The organism is Limnospira platensis NIES-39, from assembly GCF_026000695.1.
Taxonomy (GTDB): domain Bacteria; phylum Cyanobacteriota; class Cyanobacteriia; order Cyanobacteriales; family Microcoleaceae; genus Limnospira; species Limnospira platensis.
This window is the reverse complement of sequence record NZ_AP026945.1, coordinates 1,579,024-1,600,200: the sequence shown is the minus strand read 5'-3', so window position 1 is coordinate 1,600,200 and position 21,177 is coordinate 1,579,024. Positions and strand designations below refer to the sequence as shown.

The following is a 21,177-nucleotide window of genomic DNA, read 5'->3' as shown; positions in this document are numbered from 1 at the left end:
GTGGTTAACCAGTAATTTTATAGGGCGTATTGTTATTACTGATTAATCGTAATTGAGAACTATAAGCGACGGATATATTTTCGGGGGAGAGGATAGTTTCTGGGGTTCCTTCTGATAAGACCATGCGATTTAAACAGAGTACACGATCGCAGTGTTTTCTCACCTGATCGAGGTCGTGGGAAATCTGCAAAATTGCCCAACCTTCTTCTTTTTTGAGTTGATATAATAATTGGTAAAAATCCAACTCTCCCTGAAAATCTAAGCCGGCTAAAGCCTCATCAAGTATTAACAATCGGCGGGGGCGCACCACACAATAAGCTAATAAAACTCGCTTCATTTCACCACCAGAAAGACCGCCAATCAAGTTATGGCGCAGCTTCCAAGCATCCACCTTAATTAAGGCTTGTCTAATAGCCTGATAACGGCTTCTGGAACCCACCCAAGGCAGTTTTAGACCTAATTTATCCCATCCCAAACCGACTAATTCCTCAACGGTAATAGGAATGCGGCGATCGAACATAAAATTTTGGGGTAAATAGGCAATTTCTTGGCGGACATAATTAGGCAAATATCCTGAGCGACTCAAAGACTGTCCTAGGATAAATACATCACCATTTTGGCGCGGTAAAATACCTAAAATTGACTGAATTAATGTACTTTTCCCAGCCCCATTAGGTCCAATAATCGCCATATCGGTTCCTTCTTCTAAGTTAAAAGAAACATTGTCAACAGCCAAATAGGTATCATGATAAACTGTTAATCTATCCACCATTAACACGGGATTTTTCAATTTTATTCTCCTTTAAGAGGGTGCAATTTAATGATGATTTTCCAGGGTAAATACCCCGGAAATATCAGAGGGAATAACCTAGAAGCGTAAGCCGACAGGTTGGGGGATAACTGCGACAGATTTAGGGGTTGATAAAGGTAGCCATGACTGTGTTTGTCCGCCGAAAGCATCTAATAAATTTTGAGCATTTTCCCGCATAACACGCAGGTAATATTCGGGTTCAATGGATTCAGGTCCTCCGGTTTCCATAGGGTTAAATACACCGACACTAATTCCCATATCTCGGGCGATCGTAGAAAACATATCCTGATCTACTTGGGGTTCAGTGAGGATAGTTTGTAGTCCTGATTCGGCAACGGTATTCATAACTCTTTGCACATCTTGGGGGGATGGATTTTGTTCGGGGATACCCACAAAAGATTCAACTTGAAGGTTGTAGCTTTCGGCAAAGTAGGGGGCAAAATCATGGAATACTACAAAAGTTTGTCCAGAAAAAGGTGCTAGTTTTTGGGTAATCTCAGCATCAAGTTGTTGCAGTTTTTCGATAAATGCAGCCGCATTGGCTGTGTATTTTTCGGCCCCTTCTGGGTCAGCGGCTATTAAGCCATCTCGAATATTTTGGACTTGTTGAATTGCGCGTTTAGGGTCTAGCCAAATATGGGGGTTAAATTCTCCATGATGGTGATGATGGTGATGATCATGTCCGTGACCGTGATCATGTCCGTGACCGTGACCGTGATCATGTCCGTGACCGTGACCGTGACCGTGACCGTGACCGTGACCGTGATCATGATCTTCATTAGCAACGGTAGGGATGCCTTTACTAGAGTCAATAATTACTAGGTTATCATTGCGGGCATTCTCAATCAAACTATCTAGGAAAAACTCCATTTCGAGGCCGTTTTTCACCAAGACATCAGCGTTGACGATCGCCTGTATATCTCCTGGTCTCGCCTGAAAATCATGGGGTCCGACATTAGTCGGCATTAGTTGCACTACTGTGGCGCGATCGCCTACCACAGCCCTGGTAAACTGTGTCATGGGTGTGAATGTGGTCACCACCTGTAACTGTGCTTCTGTGGCTACAGTTGTAGCTTGAGTCTCTGGTGTTTCTGTCTCGCTAGTGGTAGCTGTAGGGCCACAACCCCCTAAACCTAGGGCGACTGTGGAAGCGACCAATACTGTTAAACGTCCAAATAATCGAGATCCGGAAATCATCAAAACCTCCTACTAACTGCTGATCATGCTTTTCACTCCACGGGAATAATGGCTTTTGATTTGGGTGTGGGACTCCGTGGGTGAGAATGATTATCATTGTAGAGAATTTTAGCACCAAGTTAGCGCGACAATAGTTGAAAAATGATTAAAAATCTCAGCCTAGGGTCTGGGGGACGATTAACCTGCTGTAGCTAGAGAAAAATAATTAATTTGCTGTGGAATGCTATATAATGTGTAAACTGTGGTATAATTCCATAGGAAGTTTGACGAAAAACTTGGGGCTGTAATTATGGCTGCTGCCATCACTTTTGCACTGGGAAATTTAGCTAATCATGGCGTTTATGTAGGGTTTATGGGGAGAGATGCCATAGACATCTACACCTTTAATCATCCGGTTAAGGGATGGTTAAACTGTTCTGTGGAAGGCTTTAGTGCTGGGGTAGAATTGCGACTAAAAACGGCTAGGGGTCGCCTAGTAAGTCGCCAATTAGTGCAGCCTAATGAGGGGTCAGCGATCGCCTTTAATTTACCCGCAGGTGTTTATGTCCTAGAAATAGCTGCACTCTATGGAAACACTACCTATCAATTAACTCTACAACAGGAACGCGACCTAGCAGCCACTGAGACAATTATTATTAATCAATATTCAACCTGTCCCACCGGCAATAGACGGCTAAAAGTCAGCCGAAAATCCGATTATATTTCTGTAAAAAATGCGGCTGTTTTTGCGGGTTTATGGATAAGAAAAAAAGCCGGAATTTGGCAGGTGTTGAATGTCAACAAAACGGCTAAGTTACAGGATTATATAAGGTGTATATTGAGGGGCGATCGCTTATTCGCCTTAGCCAGAGGACACCCCAATTTAACTATCTGGTGTAGGGAATATATCCCCACTAGTTAAAACCCCGGAATGTTCACTGCTAAAACCCGATAAATATTTGTGAAAACTGACCAGGTAAATCCCACAGTAGTCTTGCCTTTTGTTAGATGTGCTTTAGGATGTATACATAGGGAATATCCCCATGTGCATTTCTATGGTTTATCTGAGGAAAATGATTTAGTACCTCATCGTCAACTCAACCCAGCCTTTTATGGTTGTTTAGACTGGCATTCTGCGGTTCACAATCATTGGCTGTTAGTGCGGGTGATGCGGTGTTTTCCGGAAGTGGAATTGAGCGAAGAAGCCAGGGAAAAAGTCAGCCAAAACTTGACCCCAGAAGCGATCGCCCAAGAAGCCGATTATCTGAAAGATAGACCAGAGTTTGAGTGTCCCTATGGTTTAGGGTGGTTATTACAATTAACCGCCGAATTGCGGGGCTGGAATGATAGCCAAGGAAAACAGTGGGGGGAAATACTGCAACCCTTAGAAGAAGTAGCAGTTAATAACCTGCGACAATGGCTGTTAGATTTAGCCTGTCCTAACCGCAGTGGGACCCATATTCAAACCGCCTTTGCTATGGGTTTAATTTGGGATTGGGCGAAAGCTACCGATAATCAAGATCTGGCTGGTTTAGTCAAAGAACGAGCTAAGATGTTTTATCATGGCGATCGCAACTATCCCTTACATATAGAGCCCCTAGGCTGTGATTTCCTCTCTCCGACCTTAGCCGAAGCCGATTTAATGAGGCGTTTTTTAGATGCCGAAAACTTCGCTAATTGGCTGGGGGAATTTCTCCCAAACATCCCAGAAACCCCTGAAATAGACTGGTTATCTCCAGTAATTCCCAGCAACCCCACCGACTATCAACAATCCCATTTTGATGGTCTCAACCTAAGTCGCGCTTGGATGTTAGAGGGAATTATCGCGGGACTTCCCCCTGATGATCCACGCATTAGCAGTTTACAAGCCGTGGCGGCGGTACATCGTCGAGTAGGGTTAGAACCCGTTTCTCTGTGTGATTACGCCGGAAGTCATTGGTTGGGGAGTTTTGCGGTTTATTTATTAACCCAAAGGGGATTAGGATACACTTAGGCTGATGGCGGGTTGTCATTATTGCGAATAACCTGGGAGGCGAGGTAAATTTTTGACCATTCACTGTGTACCCGGGAAACCTTGGTATTGAGGGTTTTGGCGATCGCATCAATAGAATTGTTAGCTTTGAGGAGATCAATAAGCCGACGTTGAGTGGGGGTCAAATCCTGATAGAACTTTTCCCACTGAGAGGGAGTCAGACCGAGGCGATGGTTAACCAGGGAAATTCCCAGCCAGTCCATAACCAATTCTGGGGCGATTTTCACAGCAAAGTTGCGCGTCGCATGATAACCGACCTTTTCCCGCATTCGATATACCTGTTTGATGGGTAGCTGCAACTTTTGGGCGATCGCCTCTTGACTGTAGCCGCGCAGGTATAATTCTAGCCATTGGGCGGCGATCGGATCGACATTTTCCTGCAGATAGGCTTGAAACTGTTTTTGGATGAATACCCGCTGGGCTTTTTGTTCCTCCAAATACTGAGATTCCTGATATTGAGCGATCGCCGAATCATCCAATAGGCTGATCGGTTCATCCTTATCTCCCAACACAATTTCCTCAGAGATCTGTTTAACCCACTCTCCTGTCGGGACCTGAGTCAGTCCCCCTCGTTGGGACCGATAAAGATAGTTAACAAACCGATAGACCAGTAGGGGTTGATTGCGAATGGGACGCAGACAATATTCCTCAACTGTGGTCAATAACAAACTATTACGCAGTCGCGGATCATCGGTACATTGAGCGATCCACTGAATTTGCTGTTTAAGATAGTGATCGCGATCCAACATATTTTGGATCACCTCTTGTAGGACATCCACCACCTGACGTTGGCGATCGCGACTCGTAGCCACCCAGGTTTGAATTTTCTGGCGCAGGATAACCAAACCCCCCAGACGTTGCATCAAATTCCGATAGGCTTGATTTGAGGAAACCCCCCAATAACGTTCTTTCAGAATCCGATAACGAAAATTTAACCCAGCTTCCAAGGCTTGACGGCGATCGGGTTCCAAAGTATCCCAGCGATCGGGATTTTCTCCCAACAGCCAAACCACGACACTTGACCAAGTATCAGGACTAGCTTGAGGATAATCATTCTGTAAGCGGGAAAGCCAATGCTTTTCCAAAGTTTGACAGTATCTCAACAACTTTCACCAAAGCCAACCAAACACCTATGCTACCATTGACAGATAATTAATGCTATAGGATTGTAGTTTCTGTTTATTCATATAATAGGATATTAGCCGTGAATCTAGCTACTGCCAAAAGTCTGTTTAAAGAAACCATCACCGAATGGCAAAAAGACAAAGTTCCTATTCTCGCTGCCGCCCTAGCCTATTATATGGTATTTTCCCTAGCCCCTTTGTTAATGATTGTCATTGCTGTAGCTGGTTCCATTGTCGGGGAAGCCGTAGCCCAAAAAGAAGTTATTGACCAACTAGAAACTTTGATGGGTGAACAAGGAGCCTCAGTTATTGCTAATGCTATCCAATCTCAATTTCAGCCTAGTTCTAGCATAATCACCACCATCATTGGTGTGGTGACTCTCCTATTTGCCGCTACCACAATATTTGCTCAATTAAAAGAATCCCTCAACATCATTTGGCACGTTGAAGTCAGACCCGGGCAAGGAATATGGGAATTTATCCGCAGTCGAATTTTATCCATCATCATGGTTTTAATTGTCGGCTTATTGCTGTTAAGTTCCCTGGCAATTAGCTCATTTTTATCTGGGATGAGTGATTGGTTAGATGAGGTTATATCAATGCCTGGATTTGTGCGATCGCTCATTGATAACGGCGTTTCTTTTATTTTAATTACCATCTTATTTGGTCAAATTTATCGGATTTTACCAGATGTCAAAATTGCCTGGTCAGACGTAGCCGTAGGTTCAGGTATTACCGCGATTTTATTTATTATCGGTCGCACCTTCATTAGCTTTTATTTAGGACGCGCTACTGTGGCTTCCGCTTACGGTGCCGCCAGTTCCTTCGTCGTCCTTCTGTTGTGGATATTCTATTCCTGTCAAATTTTTCTATTAGGGGCAGAACTTACTAAAATATGGTCAAGGAGATATGGGAACCAAATTCGCCCCAGTTCTAACGCCGTTATCACCAAAAATTACCGCCCCTAGCAGTCCCCAAAAACCATTAAACCGCCTCTTCCCCTTTCCCCAGACCTCTCCGAGAGTCAGAGGGGGGGGGAGCGTACCATGATTAAATGTCAAAACAGCCATTTTCCTCTACAATAGGTAAATGCAAATGCTAAGGATGTAAACTCCATGCCTCCCCGTTGGCCCCGTGAACCCGATCGCCAAGATCCCGACTACCGTCGCCTAGACGATCGCATGAATTTCGCCGTCCATGTAGCTATTTTCGCCGCCTGCAACTCAGGACTGTGGTTTTTCAACAACCTATCCCAAGCCTCATGGTCTTGGGCTGTTTGGGTAACAGGTGGTTGGCTGTCAATATTATTAGCGCACATGATCTATATTTTTGCCATTGCTAACTACACCTCCACCAGCGCCACCAAAAACTAACAGAGTAGCAAGTAGGTTGGGAGAGTAGGTTGGGAGAAGCGCAGCGAAACCCAACAGAGCAGTTTGGGAGAGTAGGTTGGGTGAAGCGCAGCGAAACCCAACACCCAAGTAGGTTGGGAGAGTAGAGAGTAGGTTGGGAGAAGCGCAGCGAAACCCAACAGAGCAGGTTGGGAGAGTAGGTTGGGAGAAGCGCAGCGAAACCCAACAGAGCAGGTTGGGAGAGTAGGTTGGGAGAAGCGCAGCGAAACCCAACAGAGCAGGTTGGGAGAGTAGGTTGGGAGAAGTGCAGCGAAACCCAACACCCAAGTAGGTTGGGTGAAGCGTAGCGAAACCCAACACCCAAGTAGGTTGGGAGAGTAGGTTGGGTGAAGCGTAGCGAAACCCAACACCCAAGTAGGTTGGGAGAAGCGTAGCGGAACCCAACAGAGTAGGTTGGGAGAAGCGTAGCGGAACCCAACACCTTTTGCAAATCACCGGAGTTTCCTAAATGTCTAATTCTGGCAATACCCAAGCGATCGAAAAACTCGCCGCCGAAATTGGCGAAAACGTCTATATGGATATCACCAAGTGGAATTTATACCTGGGTGATGCCAATTTACACACCCCCGTTGCCGAAAAACTCTATCCCATATTAGAAGATGGCGCCGACTTAGACGAAGAAATAGTCATTAACATTCTGAAAGATACCCCTGTTAAGTTGGGGGGTGGTAAAACAACCCTTTCCCTGGCGGATCTAATTCCTAACCAGGTAATTGCCGATTTAATGAAGGTTTTGGAAGAGTTTAAAAAAGATATGTAAATGGCGACTAGGTGCGTCCGACCAACTGACGCACCTGCTCTGCTATATATAGGTGTGTCAGATGACTAAGATTAGAAATTGGCAATTATTATTAATTAGTCTGACTGCCTCAAGTTTAGGTATTCTAGGCTTAGGTGTTCCCTGGCTAGGGTGGGCGATCGCCACAGAGGCAATCACCGTAAGTAGTGCTAATACTAATGAACTAACAGCCACAGAAGTTAATGCGATCGCCGCCGAGATCACCGTCCGCATTGAAGGTCCCAAAGGCGGTTCTGGGGTGATTGTCGAAAAACAGGATAACACCTACTATGTGCTAACTAACTGGCACGTAGTCAACCAAATTGGGGACTATGAAATCATCACCCCAGACGGTCGTCGTCACTCAGTCTACTATAGCCTAATTCAACGGATACCCGGACTAGACTTAGCGATCGCCCCCTTCAGTAGCTCCCAACGCTATCAGATCGCAACCATGGCGAACCCTGATAGCGTCAATGTGGGAGATACCGTCCATGTAGCAGGATGGCCGCGATCGGGTAGTAGTTTAGGACAAAGGCTTTTTTTCAGTAGCCAAGGACAAGTTACCCACCGCCAAAATCGCCAACAGGGTTATAGCCTAGTGTATACCAATCTAGTCCGCAGTGGTATGAGTGGCGGTCCCGTTTTAGACTCTCGCGGTAATCTGATTGGCATTAATGGTATTGTTCAATTTGGGCTAAACCCCGATACCATTGCCGCCGCAGCTATTGAAATTAATCGATTTTGGCAGTGGCGGAAAACAGCAACATTGCCATCTATCCCCACACCGCCTCAGCAGGTCGCTAGAGAGGATATACCCACAGTAGTATCCCCCCCGGAATTGCAGGTTACAGGGGGTGCGAATGGCGCGCCATCGGCTGCTGAGGGAGGATTTGCCATGGCATCCCGGTTTAAACAAACATCAGGACAAATAATGGCGATCGCCACCACAGACTCCCTGGGAATTAGTGGCAATAGCAATGGCACAGTTGACATCTGGAATTTAGCCACAGGGGGATTAAGACAGTCCTTTCGTGCCCATAACAGGGAAGCTACCAGGGTGTTAGTCACTCCTAATGGTCAGCAACTAATCACCGCCGGAGAAGATGGGAACATTAGAATTTGGGATCTGGCGGCGGGTTTACAAGCAGGTAGCTTTTCTCCTGTACAAACCATGACCGGACATCATAGCCCCATATTAGCGATCGCCATTAGTTCCGACGGCAAAACCCTAGCCAGTGGCGGCTGGGACGGTAGCGTTAAATTATGGGATCTGCCAACTGGTTCCCTAAAACAGACCCTAGAGGGACATTCCCAACTCGTCGGAGCGATCGCCATTAGTCCCGATGGTAAAACCTTAGCCACAGGTAGTCGCGATCGTACTATTCGCCTGTGGAACTTAGAAACAGGAGCGCTAAAGCGGACCCTAGAAGGTCACGAACTCTCAGTTTTATCTCTAGCTATCAGTCCAAATGGAGAAATTCTCGCCTCTGGTAGTGCTGATGGGACTATTACCATCTGGAAACTAGACAACGGACAACCGATCCGCCGTCTCAGCGGACATAGAGACGGGGTTTGGTCAGTGGCGATCGCTTCTAATAACCAAACTCTGATCAGTGGGAGTTGGGATAAAACCGTCAAAGTCTGGAATCTTACCAGCGGCACCATAGAAGCCAACCTAGAAGGTCACACCGGCTATGTAACCGCCATTGCTATCAGTTCGGATCAGACCATGATTCTCAGTGGGGACTGGGATGGTGAGGTGAAAGTCTGGAAGCGACCCTAATCCCCCACCTTGGGGGGGGCCTGTTACTATAAAACTCTCAACAAACTGGGAAAGCGATCGACTATATCCAGTTGTTTTAACTCCTCTAGGGCGGCGTGGAAATTACCCTCTCGCACATCATGGGTAACCACTACAATCTCGGCTTGTTTACCGTGGGTGTCAATTTGCACAATTGACTCTATGCTCACCTCATGGTTACCAAAACAGGTTCCCAGCTTTCCAATCACTCCTGGTAGGTCGCGGGTAATAAATCGGGCGTAGAATCGGGTGATTAATTCTTCCATGGGGGCGAGTTCACAGTAATGCTGGTGGCTACAAGTCATCAGAGGATGGGGAGACCCCGCACCCCCCACTCCGCTGCTACTGGTGGTGATAATTCCCGCAATATTGAGAATGTCCGAAACTACCGCGCTGGCCGTCGGTCCCGCTCCCGCTCCCGGTCCGAAAAACATCACTTGTCCGATAGGTTCCCCTTCGATGAAAATGGCATTATTAACCCCGTTAATACTCGCTAGGGGGTGCAGTTGCGGCACTAAGGTAGGATGCACTCGCACCGATATATTGTTGGTCTCAGATTCAGCCCTACGAGAGGCGATCGCTAATAGTTTAATCGTAAAACCTAGGCGATCGGCATAGTCAATATCCGTAGCACTAATTCCCCGAATGCCCTCACAATATACCTGTTCCAGTTTAATCCTTCCCCCAAAGGCTAGGGATGCCAAAATCGCGATTTTATCTGCTGCATCTAACCCATCCACATCAGCCGTCGGGTCTGCTTCCGCATAACCTAGCTCTTGGGCTTGTTGCAGCACTTCGTCAAAGTTCGCCCCCTCTGCCTGCATTCTAGTTAGGATGTAGTTAGTTGTACCGTTGACAATACCCATAACCGTATCAATCCGGTTAGCCCCCAGGCATTTCTTCATAGGTTGAATAACTGGTATCCCCCCACCTACAGCCGCTTCTAGGAGAACATAAACACCTTTTTCGGTTGCTGCTGAGAAGATTTCCGCCCCATAACGGGAGATTACCGCTTTATTAGCCGTAACAATATGTTTACCATGGTCGATCGCCTTGAGGATGAGCGATCGCGCTGGCTCTAGTCCCCCAATTAGTTCTACCACAATATCTATTTCTCGATCGGTGACGATCGCTTCTAAATCTGTGGTTAATAGGTTTTCTGGTAATGCGATCGTCCGGGACTTGGAAAGCGATCGTACCCCCACCCTCACCAATTCTATTTCTTGCAGCAGGGGATGGCGACCAGAGCGATCTAATAAAATTGCCGCAGTTCCCTGACCGACGGTTCCCAATCCCAATAAACCAATTTTGAAAGCCACGATTTCAACCTATCCATCAACACTTCTATCAACCATTTTGACACAAAATAACACCGGAGCCTTTCCGCCGGGTTCTTTATATGGGAGTCCCAAAGCCACGCGCCGGCTACGCCGCAGTCAGATCTAGTGAGGGCGATCGCCACCATTTTAAACTATAATAATCCACATCAACAACCTTTCACATATTGGCTACCTAATGGGAAATACCTAGGGGTAAAGAAACCCAGTTTCTCCCTGGGGGGGGTAAAGAAACCGGGTTTCTAGTCGTAGTCGTAGGTTGGGTAAAGCGAAGCGACACCCAACAAATTCAGGTATACAAATTAGGCGATCGCTCCCCATTTCTCAAGTTCGTAGTTCGTAGGTTGGGTAAAGCGAAGCGACACCCAACAAATTCAGGTATACAAATAGGCGATCGCTCCCCATTTCTCAAGTTCGTAGGTTGGGTAAAGCGAAGCGACACCCAACAAATTCAGGTATACAAATAGGCGATCGCTCCCCATTTCTCAAGTTCGTAGTTCGTAGGTTGGGTAAAGCGAAGCGACACCCAACAAATTCAGGTATACAAATAGGCGATCGCTCCCCATTTCTCAAGTTCGTAGGTTGGGTAAAGCGAAGCGACACCCAACAAATTCAGGTATACAAATAGGCGATCGCTCCCCATTTCTCAAGTTCGTAGTTCGTAGGTTGGGTAAAGCCAAGCGACACCCAACAAATTCAGGTATACAAATAGGCGATCGCTCCCCATTTCTCAAGTTCGTAGGTTGGGTAAAGCGAAGCGACACCCAACAAATTCAGGTATACAAATAGGCGATCGCTCCCCATTTCTCAAGTTCGTAGGTTGGGTAAAGCGAAGCGACACCCAACAAATTCAGGTATACAAATAGGCGATCGCTCCCCATTTCTCAAGTTCGTAGGTTGGGTAAAGCGAAGCGACACCCAACAAATTCAGGTATACAAATAGGCGATCGCTCCCCATTTCTCAAGTTCGTAGGTTGGGTAAAGCGAAGCGACACCCAACAAATTCAGGTATACAAATAGGCGATCGCTCCCCATTTCTCAAGTTCGTAGGTTGGGTAAAGCGAAGCGACACCCAACAAATTCAGGTATACAAATAGGCGATCGCTCCCCATTTCTCAAGTTCGTAGTTCGTAGGTTGGGTAAAGCGAAGCGACACCCAACAAATTCAGGTATACAAATAGGCGATCGCTCCCCATTTCTCAAGTTCGTAGGTTGGGTAAAGCGAAGCGACACCCAACAAATTCAGGTATACAAATAGGCGATCGCTCCCCATTTCTCAAGTTCGTAGTTCGTAGGTTGGGTAAAGCCAAGCGACACCCAACAAATTCAGGTATACAAATAGGCGATCGCTCCCCATTTCTCAAGTTCGTAGGTTGGGTAAAGCGAAGCGACACCCAACAAATTCAGGTATACAAATAGGCGATCGCTCCCCATTTCTCAAGTTCGTAGGTTGGGTAAAGCGAAGCGACACCCAACAAATTCAGGTATACAAATAGGCGATCGCTCCCCATTTCTCAAGTTCGTAGGTTGGGTAAAGCGAAGCGACACCCAACAAATTCAGGTATACAAATAGGCGATCGCTCCCCATTTCTCAAGTTCGTAGGTTGGGTAAAGCGAAGCGACACCCAACAAATTCAGGTATACAAATAGGCGATCGCTCCCCATTTCTCAAGTTCGTAGGTTGGGTAAAGCGAAGCGACACCCAACAAATTCAGGTATACAAATAGGCGATCGCTCCCCATTTCTCAAGTTCGTAGTTCGTAGGTTGGGTAAAGCGAAGCGACACCCAACAAATTCAGGTATACAAATAGGCGATCGCTCCCCATTTCTCAAGTTCGTAGGTTGGGTAAAGCGAAGCGACACCCAACAAATTCAGGTATACAAATTAGGCGATCGCTCCCCATTTCTCAAGTTCGTAGGTTGGGTAAAGCGAAGCGACACCCAACAAATTCAGGTATACAAATAGGCGATCGCTCCCCATTTCTCAAGTTCGTAGGTTGGGTAAAGCCAAGCGACACCCAACAAATTCAGGTATACAAATTAGGCGATCGCACCCCATTTCTCAAGTTCGTAGGTTGGGTAAAGCGAAGCGACACCCAACAAATCCGGGTATACAAATTAGGCGATCGCTCCCCATTTCTCAAGTTCGTAGGTTGGGTAAAGCGAAGCGACACCCAACAAATCCGGGTATACAAATTAGGCGATCGCTCCCCATTTCTCAAGTTCGTAGGTTGGGTAAAGCCAAGCGACACCCAACAAATTCAGGTATACAAATTAGGCGATCGCTCCCCATTTCTCAAGTTCGTAGGTTGGGTAAAGCCAAGCGACACCCAACAAATTCAGGTATACAAATTAGGCGATCGCTCCCCATTTCTCAAGTTCGTAGGTTGGGTAAAGCGAAGCGACACCCAACAAATCCGGGTATACAAATTAGGCGATCGCTCCCCATTTCTCAAGTTCGTAGTTCGTAGGTTGGGTAAAGCCAAGCGACACCCAACAAATTCAGGTATACAAATAGGCGATCGCTCCCCATTTCTCAAGTTCGTAGTTCGTAGGTTGGGTAAAGCGAAGCGACACCCAACAAATTCAGGTATACAAATTAGGCGATCGCTCCCCATTTCTCAAGTTCGTAGGTTGGGTAAAGCGAAGCGACACCCAACAAATTCAGGTATACAAATTAGGCGATCGCTCCCCATTTCTCAAGTTCGTAGGTTGGGTAAAGCGAAGCGACACCCAACAAATCCGGGTATACAAATTAGGCGATCGCTCCCCATTTCTCAAGTTCGTAGGTTGGGTAAAGCCAAGCGACACCCAACAAATTCAGGTATACAAATTAGGCGATCGCTCCCCATTTCTCAAGTTCGTAGGTTGGGTAAAGCGAAGCGACACCCAACAAATTCAGGTATACAAATAGGCGATCGCTCCCCATTTCTCAAGTTCGTAGGTTGGGTAAAGCGAAGCGACACCCAACAAATCCGGGTATACAAATTAGGCGATCGCTCCCCATTTCTCAAGTTCGTAGGTTGGGTAAAGCCAAGCGACACCCAACAAATTCAGGTATACAAATTAGGCGATCGCTCCCCATTTCTCAAGTTCGTAGGTTGGGTAAAGCCAAGCGACACCCAACAAATTCAGGTATACAAATTAGGCGATCGCTCCCCATTTCTCAAGTTCGTAGGTTGGGTAAAGCCAAGCGACACCCAACAAATCCGGGTAAGATGTTGGGTTGCATTGCATTCGGTCCAACCAACTTATAGCTAAGGAGTCAGGAGTCGAAAGTGGTAGACTAGAGCCAGCGATGCCGGAAAATTGGCGGGGGTTGGGTTTATGAGTCCTTTACTACAACAACTATTGCAGCAAGTCGATCAACTAAGCCCGGAAGATCGGTTAGAGTTGATTAGGCAGATTGCACAGGGGCTTAAAAAGTCCGAGGAGGTCGTCACAGCAAAGCCTCGATGGGCTGATTTAAAAGGGATGGCTCCTTATCCAATGATGGGAGAAGATGCTCAAGATTGGGTTTCACGCACCCGCAGAGAAGCAGATGAGCATCGGAGCCAGGTATTGCGAGGCGAATAATGAAAATTGATGCAGCACTAGCAGGAGTATCTCGGTTATTTTTAGATACAGCTCCGGTCATTTACTTTGTAGAAAGGAATCCTAGCTTTGTTGATCGGGTCGATCCAATATTTGAGCGATTAGAGTCTGAGATTACACCAGTAGTGGGATCGGTGACGGTTGCCGAGTGTTTAGTGGGTGCGTTACAGATGGGCTTAACAAATTTAGAACAAGCCTATGTGGCTATTTTCACACGGGATGATGTGCTGTTTCTGGAGAATAACCTAACGATCGCTCGTGAGGCGGCAAGGGTTAGAGTCCGGTACAATCTGCAACTACCAGATGCTTTTCAGATTGCAACGGCATTAAATGCTGGCTGTCAGGCATTTTTGACTAATGATGCTCAACTAAAGCCCATAGCGGAGTTAAAGATTTTGTTAGTCAGTGAGTTGGAGGCGTGAGTCGTAGGTTGGGTAAAGCCAAGCGACACCCCACAAATTCAGGTATACAAATTAGGCGATCGCACCTTGAGCGATCGCTTCTTTCATTGATGCTAAAGAAACCGGTTTTCTGTCTGGGTAAGAGAGACAGCCCGAGCCGGTTCCGACATCAATTTTAGCCGCTTTGGGGGCGGGTTATAAATAGACTTTGCCATAGCGGGTCAATGGCGATATTAATGCGATCGCCTGGTTTTCATGGCAGCCATTCCATAATTTATGGGGGAATAGTTGCGGTTCCCTCTGGGGTGATTCCGGTCAGTGCCATCAGGGGGTAATTCCATGGGTTGGATGCCATCTATTTTAACGGGAATGTAGCGGAATTTTGCAGGTAAAATCCCTCAAATAGCAGCAGGTCGGGGCAAAAAAACCCAGTTTATGGCAGGATAGCGATTCCTTAATAAAAATTTAAGAAATTAACCCGGTTTCTGAGGGTAGGCAAGGGGGTAAAATGGGGGGGCTGTCTCCTGGTGCGCCGCTATGGATGAACAACGAGTGCAGGCTTATCTCTCCCTGATTCAAGAACTCCTGGACTGTCCGGGAGGGGAGGAACAGCAAATCCTTAACGGTCATCTGGAGTTGCTGGATGAGGGGTTTGTGCAGGTGTGCGAGTTGGTGGCGGCACAGTTGCAGGAAGCGGGACAGGAGAATAATGCAGGGTTCTTGCGGAATGTGGGGCAACAGGTGGGGGCGTATTTGGCGAGTGAGGGGACTGGCGGAAATCAGCAAGCGGCATTGGAAGATTTTTGGCTGCAACTGCTGCAAGCAGAAAACGAAGGCGATACAGCGGCGGTGCATCAGGTGATGCGGCAAAATATGGGGTTGATTGTTCCGAACCTAGGGGATGTGATTGCCCAGTTTGTGCAAGGAGTTCTGGCTCAGAATCCCGGCCAAGCTGAAGGGGTGGCAGGCTTAGTTGAAAATACCTGCATCAGTATTCAACAATTCCCCTATGGTCGGTATGCGGAAGCGTTAGAGATTGCGATTCGCGGCTATGGGGTGGTGTTAGATCTAGGAATCTATAGTCCCGAAGGACGGGCGCAAACCCTGAATAACCTCGGAGTTGCCCGCCTCACCCAAGCCGAGATGGGCATCAACCCGGCAGCCCATCTCGAAAGGGCAATTACTGCCTACGATGAAGCCGCAGGGATTATGCGGCGGTTGGGGTTAGACAAAGACCTCTCCTCTACCCTGACTAACCTCGGAGTTGCCCGCCGCACCCAAGCTGAAATGGGCATCAACCCGGCAGCCCATCTCGAAAGTGCGATCGCCGCCTACGATGAAGCGGCAAAGATTCGGCGGGGGTTGGGGTTAGACAAAGACCTCTCCTCTACCCTGAATAACCTCGGAGTTGCCCGCCGCACCCAAGCTGAAATGGGCATCAACCCGGCAGCCCATCTCGAAAGTGCGATCGCCGCCTACGATGAAGCCGCAGAGATTCGGCGGCGGTTGGGGTTAGACAAAGACCTCTCCTCTACCCTGAATAGCCTCGGAGTTGCCCGCCGCACCCAAGCTGAAATGGGCATCAACCCGGCAGCCCATCTCGAAAGTGCGATCGCCGCCTACGATGAAGCGGCAGAGATTCGGCGGCGGTTGGAGTTAGACAAAGACCTCTCCTCTACCCTGACTAACCTCGGAAATGCCCGCCGCACCCAAGCTGAAATGGGCATCAACCCGGCAGCCCATCTCGAAAGTGCGATCGCCGCCTACGATGAAGCCGCAGGGATTAGTCGGCGGTTGGGGTTAGACAAAGACCTCTCCAGAACCCTGAATAACCTCGGTTCTGCCCGCCTCACCCAAGCTGAAATGGGCATCAACCCCGCCGCCCATCTCGAAAGTGCGATCGCCGCCTACGATGAAGCCGCAGGGATTAGTCGGCGGTTGGGGTTAGACAAAGACCTCTCCAGAACCCTGAATAACCTCGGTTCTGCCCGCCTCACCCAAGCTGAAATGGGCATCAACCCGGCAGCCCATCTCGAAAGTGCGATCGCCGCCTACGATGAAGCCGCAGAGATTATGCGGCGGTTGGAGTTAGACAAAGACCTCTCCTCTACCCTGACTAACCTCGGAGTTGCCCGCCTCACCCAAGCTGAAATGGGCATCAACCCGGCAGCCCATCTCGAAAGTGCAATTACTGCCTACGATGAAGCCGCAGGGATTCGGCGGCGGTTGGGGTTAGACAAAGACCTCTCCTCTACCCTGAATAACCTCGGAGTTGCCCGCAGCACCCAAGCTGAAATGGGCATCAACCCCGCCGCCCATCTCGAAAGTGCGATCGCCGCCTACGACGAAGCCGCAGGGATTCGGCGGCGGTTGGGGTTAGACAAAGACCTCTCCTCTACCCTGAATAACCTCGGAGTTGCCCGCCTCACCCAAGCTGAAATGGGCATCAACCCGGCAGCCCATCTCGAAAGTGCGATCGCCGCCTACGACGAAGCCGCAGAGATTCGGCGGCGGTTGGGGTTAGACAAAGACCTCTCCTCTACCCTGAATAACCTCGGAAATGCCCGCCTCACCCAAGCTGAAATGGGCATCAACCCGGCAGCCCATCTCGAAAGTGCGATCGCCGCCTACGATGAAGCCGCAGAGATTCGGCGGCGGTTGGGGTTAGACAAAGACCTCTCCTCTACCCTGAATAACCTCGGAAATGCCCGCCTCACCCAAGCTGAAATGGGCATCAACCCGGCAGCCCATCTCGAAAGTGCGATCGCCGCCTACGATGAAGCCGCAGAGATTCGGCGGCGGTTGGGGTTAGACAAAGACCTCTCCGCTACCCTGACTAACCTCGGAAATGCCCGCAGCACCCAAGCTGAAATGGGCATCAACCCGGCAGCCCATCTCGAAAGTGCGATCGCCGCCTACGATGAAGCCGCAGAGATTCGGCGGCGGTTGGGGTTAGACAAAGACCTCTCCGCTACCCTGACTAACCTCGGAAACGCCCGCAGCACCCAAGCTGAAATGGGCATCAACCCGGCAGCCCATCTCGAAAGTGCGATCGCCGCCTTGGATGAAGCAGCAGAAATTAGTCGGCGGTTGGGGTTAGCCCGCGACTTAGCAAGGACTTTGAATAACTTGGGTTTTGCCTACCAAGCTCAATCTCGCCTAGCTGGAAACAGTTCCACCCAGAAACAACAAGCCCTAGGAAATGCCTACCGTAGCTTTCAAGAAGCCCTGGAACGGGTGGAATATCTGCGGGGGGAAACTGGAGCCGATAGTCAGGGCTATAAACGCAACTTTAATGAAGAATGGAACCGAGTTTATCGCGGTATGGTGGAAGTGTGCCTAGAGTTGGGTCGATACCAGGATGCTATTGAATATGTAGACCGTAGTAAAGCCCGTAACTTGGTCGAACTCATGGCTACCCGTGATGCATATCCGGGGGGCGTGATTCCCGAGAACATCCGCCAACAGTTGCAATCCCTCAAAATCGCTATTAACCACGAAGACCGCCGCCTGCAAGATGAGGAGAACCCAGACTATAGCCGCCTCAACCTATTGCGGCAAGAAAAGCAGGAACTCGAACCCTACAAACCCCTGCATTTCGAGGCGATGCAAGAGTTACTGGATGAAGAAACCGCCATTTTGGAATGGTACATCCTGCCCGGTAAATTCCTCACCTTCACCCTCACCGCCGAAAGTCTCAACCTCTGGACATCTTCCGAGGAAGACTTAGAACAATTAGGCGACTGGCGAAACAACTATTTAAACGCCTACTATCAGGCCAAAGAATCCCTACAAAAAGCGATAGAAGCCTTACAAGCAGCCCAAACAGAACCTGAACAACAACAAGCAGAACGTCTGCTCAAAGAAGCTCAAGACATCTGGCAAAATCCCCTTGCGGAACGCCTAGAAACCCTCGCCCCAATCCTGCATCTCGATGAAATCCTGGCGAACCTGTTTAACAACTTCCCCAACTGTAAAAAACTCATCCTCATCCCTCACCGTTACCTGCACCTGTTCCCCCTTCATGCCTTACCCGTTGCCACAGGAGAGGGTGAGGGCAAATTCCTACAAGACCTGTTCCCCAAAGGAGTCACCTACGCCCCCAACTGCCAACTGCTGCAACAAGCCCAAAATCGCTCACGCCCCCACTTTAACCGCCTCTTCGCCATCCAAAACCCTACCAAAGACCTGGACTGGGCTGATGTACAAATCGAAATCATCCGCACCCTCTTCCCTGACCGGAACACCCTCGCGGGGAAAAATGCCACTACCGCCAAACTCCTGGACAAACAACGCCAGGAACTCCTCAGCCAAATCCATCACCTGTTCTTCTCCTGTCACGCCTCCTTTAACCCTAACTCCCCCCTAGACTCTGGCTTACAACTTGCCGATGGCGTTCTCACCCTCGAAAACATCATCGCCAACCTGAACCTCAACAATTGCAGCCTGGTCACCCTTTCCGCCTGCGAAACCGGACAAGTCGCCCTAGACACAACCGACGAATATATCAGCCTCTCCAGTGGCTTTATCCTGGCGGGTAGCCCTAGCGTCCTGGTTAGCCTCTGGTCCGTCAATGAGGTTTCTACCGCCCTGCTGCTGATTAGAACCTACGAACTGCTGCAACAACAACCGGGTCAACTCGCCCAATCCCTGCAAGGGGCTCAAAAGTGGCTCCGAGAAACCACCGTCAGCGGCTTTGAGCAATGGCGACAACAATGCCCCCTATTTTCTGAGGAGTGGCGCGAAGAACTAAAATATGATTTTGCACAGATGGGCCAGAATGAAGAGGAGGGGACAAATTCTCGCCCCTATCAATCCCCATACCACTGGGCTGCATTCTGTATTGTTGGACAAGGAGAACAAGACAACGGCTAGTGATGCCAAAAAAATCGCCGCCTCTACCGCCCTCCTGGAAGAAAATCCCCATAACTGGATTGCTAACCACCGGGAAAGTTTACTCGCATTACAGCAGCAACTCGGTGAGGATGACGAAAAAAATGCCCAAGCGATTGAATCTTGGCTGAAAGAGAGGGAGAGTTTATACAACGAATACAGGGCTAAACGCGCAACCTCCAAACGCACTTCCAGCCTCAGCAACAATGAAATGAGTTTTCCGGGAACCAAACCCCCGGGAAACGATAAATCTTTAGCTGAACTGATTGACCAAGCGGTTAAAAAACCCACCAACCTAGAGAATTCCGACCCTTCTCCAGCGCCAAACCGTGAAAAACCTCAATCTTAGTCTCGCTGCTTTCCACCTCTGCCAATCCTTAGATGATGCACCGGATACCCACAGCCCAGATGCGGGTTTGTTGTGGGAGAGCTTGCGAGGATTGTCGGCAAAAATCCCGTTTCCTCAACTAACAAAGTTCACGGAACCCACGGAGGCGAACCCAGAACATAACCTCGATTTTGCAGTGATTAAAATTGATGATATCTCCCTAGGGGGAAACCTCAGCACGTTTAAGATGAACGACACCTATAGTGCGGATTTAAACCTGTCTGTGGAGGATGAAGAGGCTGATTTTTCCCCAGAAAATGCGGGGATATTTCAACCCCAAGCGTTAATCGATGTGAGGGCAAGTCTGGGCAAGGTGCTATGGTTGAGTGGGGAAAGTGAGGATTTGAATCAACTGGAATTGAGCAGCGCCAAAGAGTGGGCAAAAAACTTGTGTCCACAGGCTGAATATATCACGGAAGATAGGCTGTTTAATTGCCCGCTGTTTATCTTCGCGGCTGACTCGCTGACGATTTTAATTTCCTTGGCTAAACCCGATACTATAGACTTAGACCGCGCCCAAGATAACTACTATAATCTGCGGAATTTATTCTGGACTTATCAGAAAAGTGTGGTGGTTGGGAAACTGGCGAAAGCGGGTTATCAAGGCGCTAGACACCTCTACAGTGAGCTAGAAGCACAGGTGCAGGAGTTTAACCAGGTTTTCTTGTTGCCGACACCGGAGGAACGCCTAAACAAGCTCGATCAACTGTTACAAACAATTCCCCAAAGGCTACTGGACTATAACTGTAAATTGCGCGACATCAAGGCACATTATACCACAATTGAGGTGAATGGGCAAAACTTTCAGATTTCTCTGTCCCATATCCGGGATGAAAAAGCAGACGATCGCCTTTCCTACTGGTCAGATTTTGCCACGAAAACGGCTCCCCTGCGTCTCCAGCAAATCAAAACCTATATCGACTATCTCGAACCGGGTCAAGTCCTATTCAGCGATTTGATTAACAGCATTCGTGCCACCACTGAACTGGAACAAGCGAAATGCGATCGCCAACGCCAAGAAGCCGAAGCGAAATATTACAAACAGCAACAAAAGGATAACCAGGACTTACAAAACCATATCCAAGCCGTGGGTGTGGGAATTGCGGCGGGTGCGATCGTCGCTTCAACTTCCGGGTTAATGACTGAACCTTGGCAGCTTCCTGATAGCGATCGCTTTTGGCTACCTCCCCACCCGTTTATTATTGCATTGTTGGGGAGCATATTTTGTTCATGGGGTGCGTGGTGGGTCGCCGAGAAATTGATTAAAAAGGGACGACCAAAGGATAAGTGAACGGGGTTTCTCGGTGGCGGGTCAAGAAACGGGTCAAGAAACCCGGTTTTTCCGTCAAATGTTGGGTTACATTGCATTTCACCCAACCTACAAACTTGGGTAAAGGGAAGCGCCACCCAACAAATTCAGGTCAAAT

20 protein-coding genes are annotated in these 21,177 nt (G+C 48.5%); 13 read left to right on the top strand and 7 right to left on the bottom strand.

Annotated elements, in window-relative coordinates:
* Window positions 1-4: 4 nt before the first annotated feature.
* Together N39L_RS07995 and N39L_RS07990 are read right to left on the bottom strand one after the other, a co-directional pair.
* Window positions 5-772, bottom strand: coding sequence for a metal ABC transporter ATP-binding protein (locus N39L_RS07995; protein ID WP_373869266.1), 768 nt, complete (start codon window positions 770-772; stop codon window positions 5-7).
* 96 nt (window positions 773-868) lie between these two features.
* Window positions 869-2,008, bottom strand: a complete 1,140-nt coding sequence (locus N39L_RS07990) for a metal ABC transporter solute-binding protein, Zn/Mn family (RefSeq protein WP_014274867.1) — start codon at window positions 2,006-2,008, stop codon at window positions 869-871.
* 289 nt (window positions 2,009-2,297) lie between these two features.
* Here N39L_RS07990 and N39L_RS07985 point away from each other — a divergent pair, with 289 nt between their 5' ends.
* Both N39L_RS07985 and N39L_RS07980 read left to right on the top strand, forming a co-directional pair.
* Window positions 2,298-2,909, top strand: coding sequence for a hypothetical protein (locus N39L_RS07985; RefSeq protein WP_014274866.1), 612 nt, complete (start codon window positions 2,298-2,300; stop codon window positions 2,907-2,909).
* Between the two features lie 39 nt (window positions 2,910-2,948).
* Entirely contained in the window at window positions 2,949-3,980 is a 1,032-nt protein-coding gene (locus N39L_RS07980; protein WP_014274865.1) for a DUF2891 domain-containing protein, read from the top strand.
* On the opposite strand, the gene N39L_RS07975 is transcribed toward N39L_RS07980, so the two are convergent.
* Window positions 3,977-5,125, bottom strand: coding sequence for a HetZ-related protein 2 (locus tag N39L_RS07975; protein WP_014274864.1), 1,149 nt, complete (start codon window positions 5,123-5,125; stop codon window positions 3,977-3,979). The two genes, N39L_RS07980 and N39L_RS07975, sit on opposite strands and share 4 nt — an antisense overlap.
* A 98-nt stretch (window positions 5,126-5,223) precedes the next feature.
* Between N39L_RS07975 and N39L_RS07970 the strand changes: the two genes are divergently transcribed.
* From N39L_RS07970 to N39L_RS07955, 4 genes are all read left to right on the top strand, one after another.
* Entirely contained in the window at window positions 5,224-6,111 is an 888-nt protein-coding gene (locus N39L_RS07970; protein WP_006616458.1) for a YihY/virulence factor BrkB family protein, read from the top strand.
* Between the two features lie 147 nt (window positions 6,112-6,258).
* Complete coding sequence (locus tag N39L_RS07965) at window positions 6,259-6,516, top strand: 2TM domain-containing protein (RefSeq protein ID WP_006615721.1); 258 nt, start codon at window positions 6,259-6,261, stop codon at window positions 6,514-6,516.
* Between the two features lie 487 nt (window positions 6,517-7,003).
* Window positions 7,004-7,315, top strand: a complete 312-nt coding sequence (locus tag N39L_RS07960; RefSeq protein WP_006615906.1) for a DUF3181 family protein — start codon at window positions 7,004-7,006, stop codon at window positions 7,313-7,315.
* A 61-nt stretch (window positions 7,316-7,376) separates the two neighbouring features.
* Window positions 7,377-9,119 carry a trypsin-like peptidase domain-containing protein gene (locus tag N39L_RS07955; protein WP_014274861.1) on the top strand — a complete coding sequence of 581 codons (1,743 nt, stop codon included), beginning with the start codon at window positions 7,377-7,379 and terminating at the stop codon, window positions 9,117-9,119.
* Between the two features lie 26 nt (window positions 9,120-9,145).
* On the opposite strand, the gene N39L_RS07950 is transcribed toward N39L_RS07955, so the two are convergent.
* The 4 genes from N39L_RS07950 to N39L_RS07935 all read right to left on the bottom strand — a co-directional run bounded on the left by N39L_RS07950 (window position 9,146) and on the right by N39L_RS07935 (window position 11,868).
* Entirely contained in the window at window positions 9,146-10,456 is a 1,311-nt protein-coding gene (locus N39L_RS07950; RefSeq protein ID WP_006616172.1) for a homoserine dehydrogenase, read from the bottom strand.
* Window positions 10,457-10,763: 307 nt separating this feature from the next.
* Window positions 10,764-10,916, bottom strand: coding sequence for a hypothetical protein (locus N39L_RS07945; RefSeq protein ID WP_162097027.1), 153 nt, complete (start codon window positions 10,914-10,916; stop codon window positions 10,764-10,766).
* Between the two features lie 127 nt (window positions 10,917-11,043).
* Window positions 11,044-11,238, bottom strand: a complete 195-nt coding sequence (locus tag N39L_RS07940) for a hypothetical protein (protein ID WP_434221616.1) — start codon at window positions 11,236-11,238, stop codon at window positions 11,044-11,046.
* Window positions 11,239-11,673: 435 nt separating this feature from the next.
* Entirely contained in the window at window positions 11,674-11,868 is a 195-nt protein-coding gene (locus N39L_RS07935; RefSeq protein ID WP_434221616.1) for a hypothetical protein, read from the bottom strand.
* A gap of 287 nt (window positions 11,869-12,155) precedes the next feature.
* Between N39L_RS07935 and N39L_RS07930 the strand changes: the two genes are divergently transcribed.
* The 7 genes from N39L_RS07930 (at window position 12,156) to N39L_RS07900 (ending at window position 21,041) form a co-directional block, all read left to right on the top strand.
* Window positions 12,156-12,440, top strand: coding sequence for a hypothetical protein (locus N39L_RS07930; RefSeq protein ID WP_434221615.1), 285 nt, complete (start codon window positions 12,156-12,158; stop codon window positions 12,438-12,440).
* Window positions 12,395-13,735, top strand: a complete 1,341-nt coding sequence (locus N39L_RS07925) for a hypothetical protein (RefSeq protein ID WP_434221614.1) — start codon at window positions 12,395-12,397, stop codon at window positions 13,733-13,735. The genes N39L_RS07930 and N39L_RS07925 overlap by 46 nt, the downstream gene beginning before the upstream one ends.
* Window positions 13,736-13,801: 66 nt before the next feature.
* Window positions 13,802-14,050: a hypothetical protein gene (locus N39L_RS07920; protein WP_006616054.1), complete on the top strand. Its 249-nt coding sequence runs from the start codon at window positions 13,802-13,804 to the stop codon at window positions 14,048-14,050.
* Window positions 14,050-14,490 carry a type II toxin-antitoxin system VapC family toxin gene (locus N39L_RS07915; protein ID WP_006616055.1) on the top strand — a complete coding sequence of 147 codons (441 nt, stop codon included), beginning with the start codon at window positions 14,050-14,052 and terminating at the stop codon, window positions 14,488-14,490. The genes N39L_RS07920 and N39L_RS07915 overlap by 1 nt, the downstream gene beginning before the upstream one ends.
* Before the next feature lie 516 nt (window positions 14,491-15,006).
* Window positions 15,007-19,344, top strand: a complete 4,338-nt coding sequence (locus N39L_RS07910; RefSeq protein ID WP_014274858.1) for a CHAT domain-containing protein — start codon at window positions 15,007-15,009, stop codon at window positions 19,342-19,344.
* Entirely contained in the window at window positions 19,316-19,711 is a 396-nt protein-coding gene (locus N39L_RS07905; protein ID WP_014274857.1) for a hypothetical protein, read from the top strand. Before N39L_RS07910 ends, N39L_RS07905 begins: the two co-directional genes overlap by 29 nt.
* Window positions 19,692-21,041 carry a hypothetical protein gene (locus tag N39L_RS07900; RefSeq protein WP_014274856.1) on the top strand — a complete coding sequence of 450 codons (1,350 nt, stop codon included), beginning with the start codon at window positions 19,692-19,694 and terminating at the stop codon, window positions 21,039-21,041. Before N39L_RS07905 ends, N39L_RS07900 begins: the two co-directional genes overlap by 20 nt.
* The last annotated feature ends 136 nt before the right edge of the window (window positions 21,042-21,177 follow it).

Excerpts from the sequence above, each read along its gene's own strand:
- N39L_RS07995 (WP_373869266.1), bottom strand. The coding sequence starts at position 772 with ATGGTGGATAGATTAACAGTTTATCATGATACCTATTTGGCTGTTGAC.
- N39L_RS07990 (WP_014274867.1), bottom strand. The coding sequence starts at position 2,008 with ATGATTTCCGGATCTCGATTATTTGGACGTTTAACAGTATTGGTCGCT.
- N39L_RS07985 (WP_014274866.1), top strand. The coding sequence starts at position 2,298 with ATGGCTGCTGCCATCACTTTTGCACTGGGAAATTTAGCTAATCATGGC.
- N39L_RS07965 (WP_006615721.1), top strand. The coding sequence starts at position 6,259 with ATGCCTCCCCGTTGGCCCCGTGAACCCGATCGCCAAGATCCCGACTAC.
- N39L_RS07960 (WP_006615906.1), top strand. The coding sequence starts at position 7,004 with ATGTCTAATTCTGGCAATACCCAAGCGATCGAAAAACTCGCCGCCGAA.
- N39L_RS07955 (WP_014274861.1), top strand. The coding sequence starts at position 7,377 with ATGACTAAGATTAGAAATTGGCAATTATTATTAATTAGTCTGACTGCC.
- N39L_RS07920 (WP_006616054.1), top strand. The coding sequence starts at position 13,802 with ATGAGTCCTTTACTACAACAACTATTGCAGCAAGTCGATCAACTAAGC.
- N39L_RS07915 (WP_006616055.1), top strand. The coding sequence starts at position 14,050 with ATGAAAATTGATGCAGCACTAGCAGGAGTATCTCGGTTATTTTTAGAT.
- N39L_RS07910 (WP_014274858.1), top strand. The coding sequence starts at position 15,007 with ATGGATGAACAACGAGTGCAGGCTTATCTCTCCCTGATTCAAGAACTC.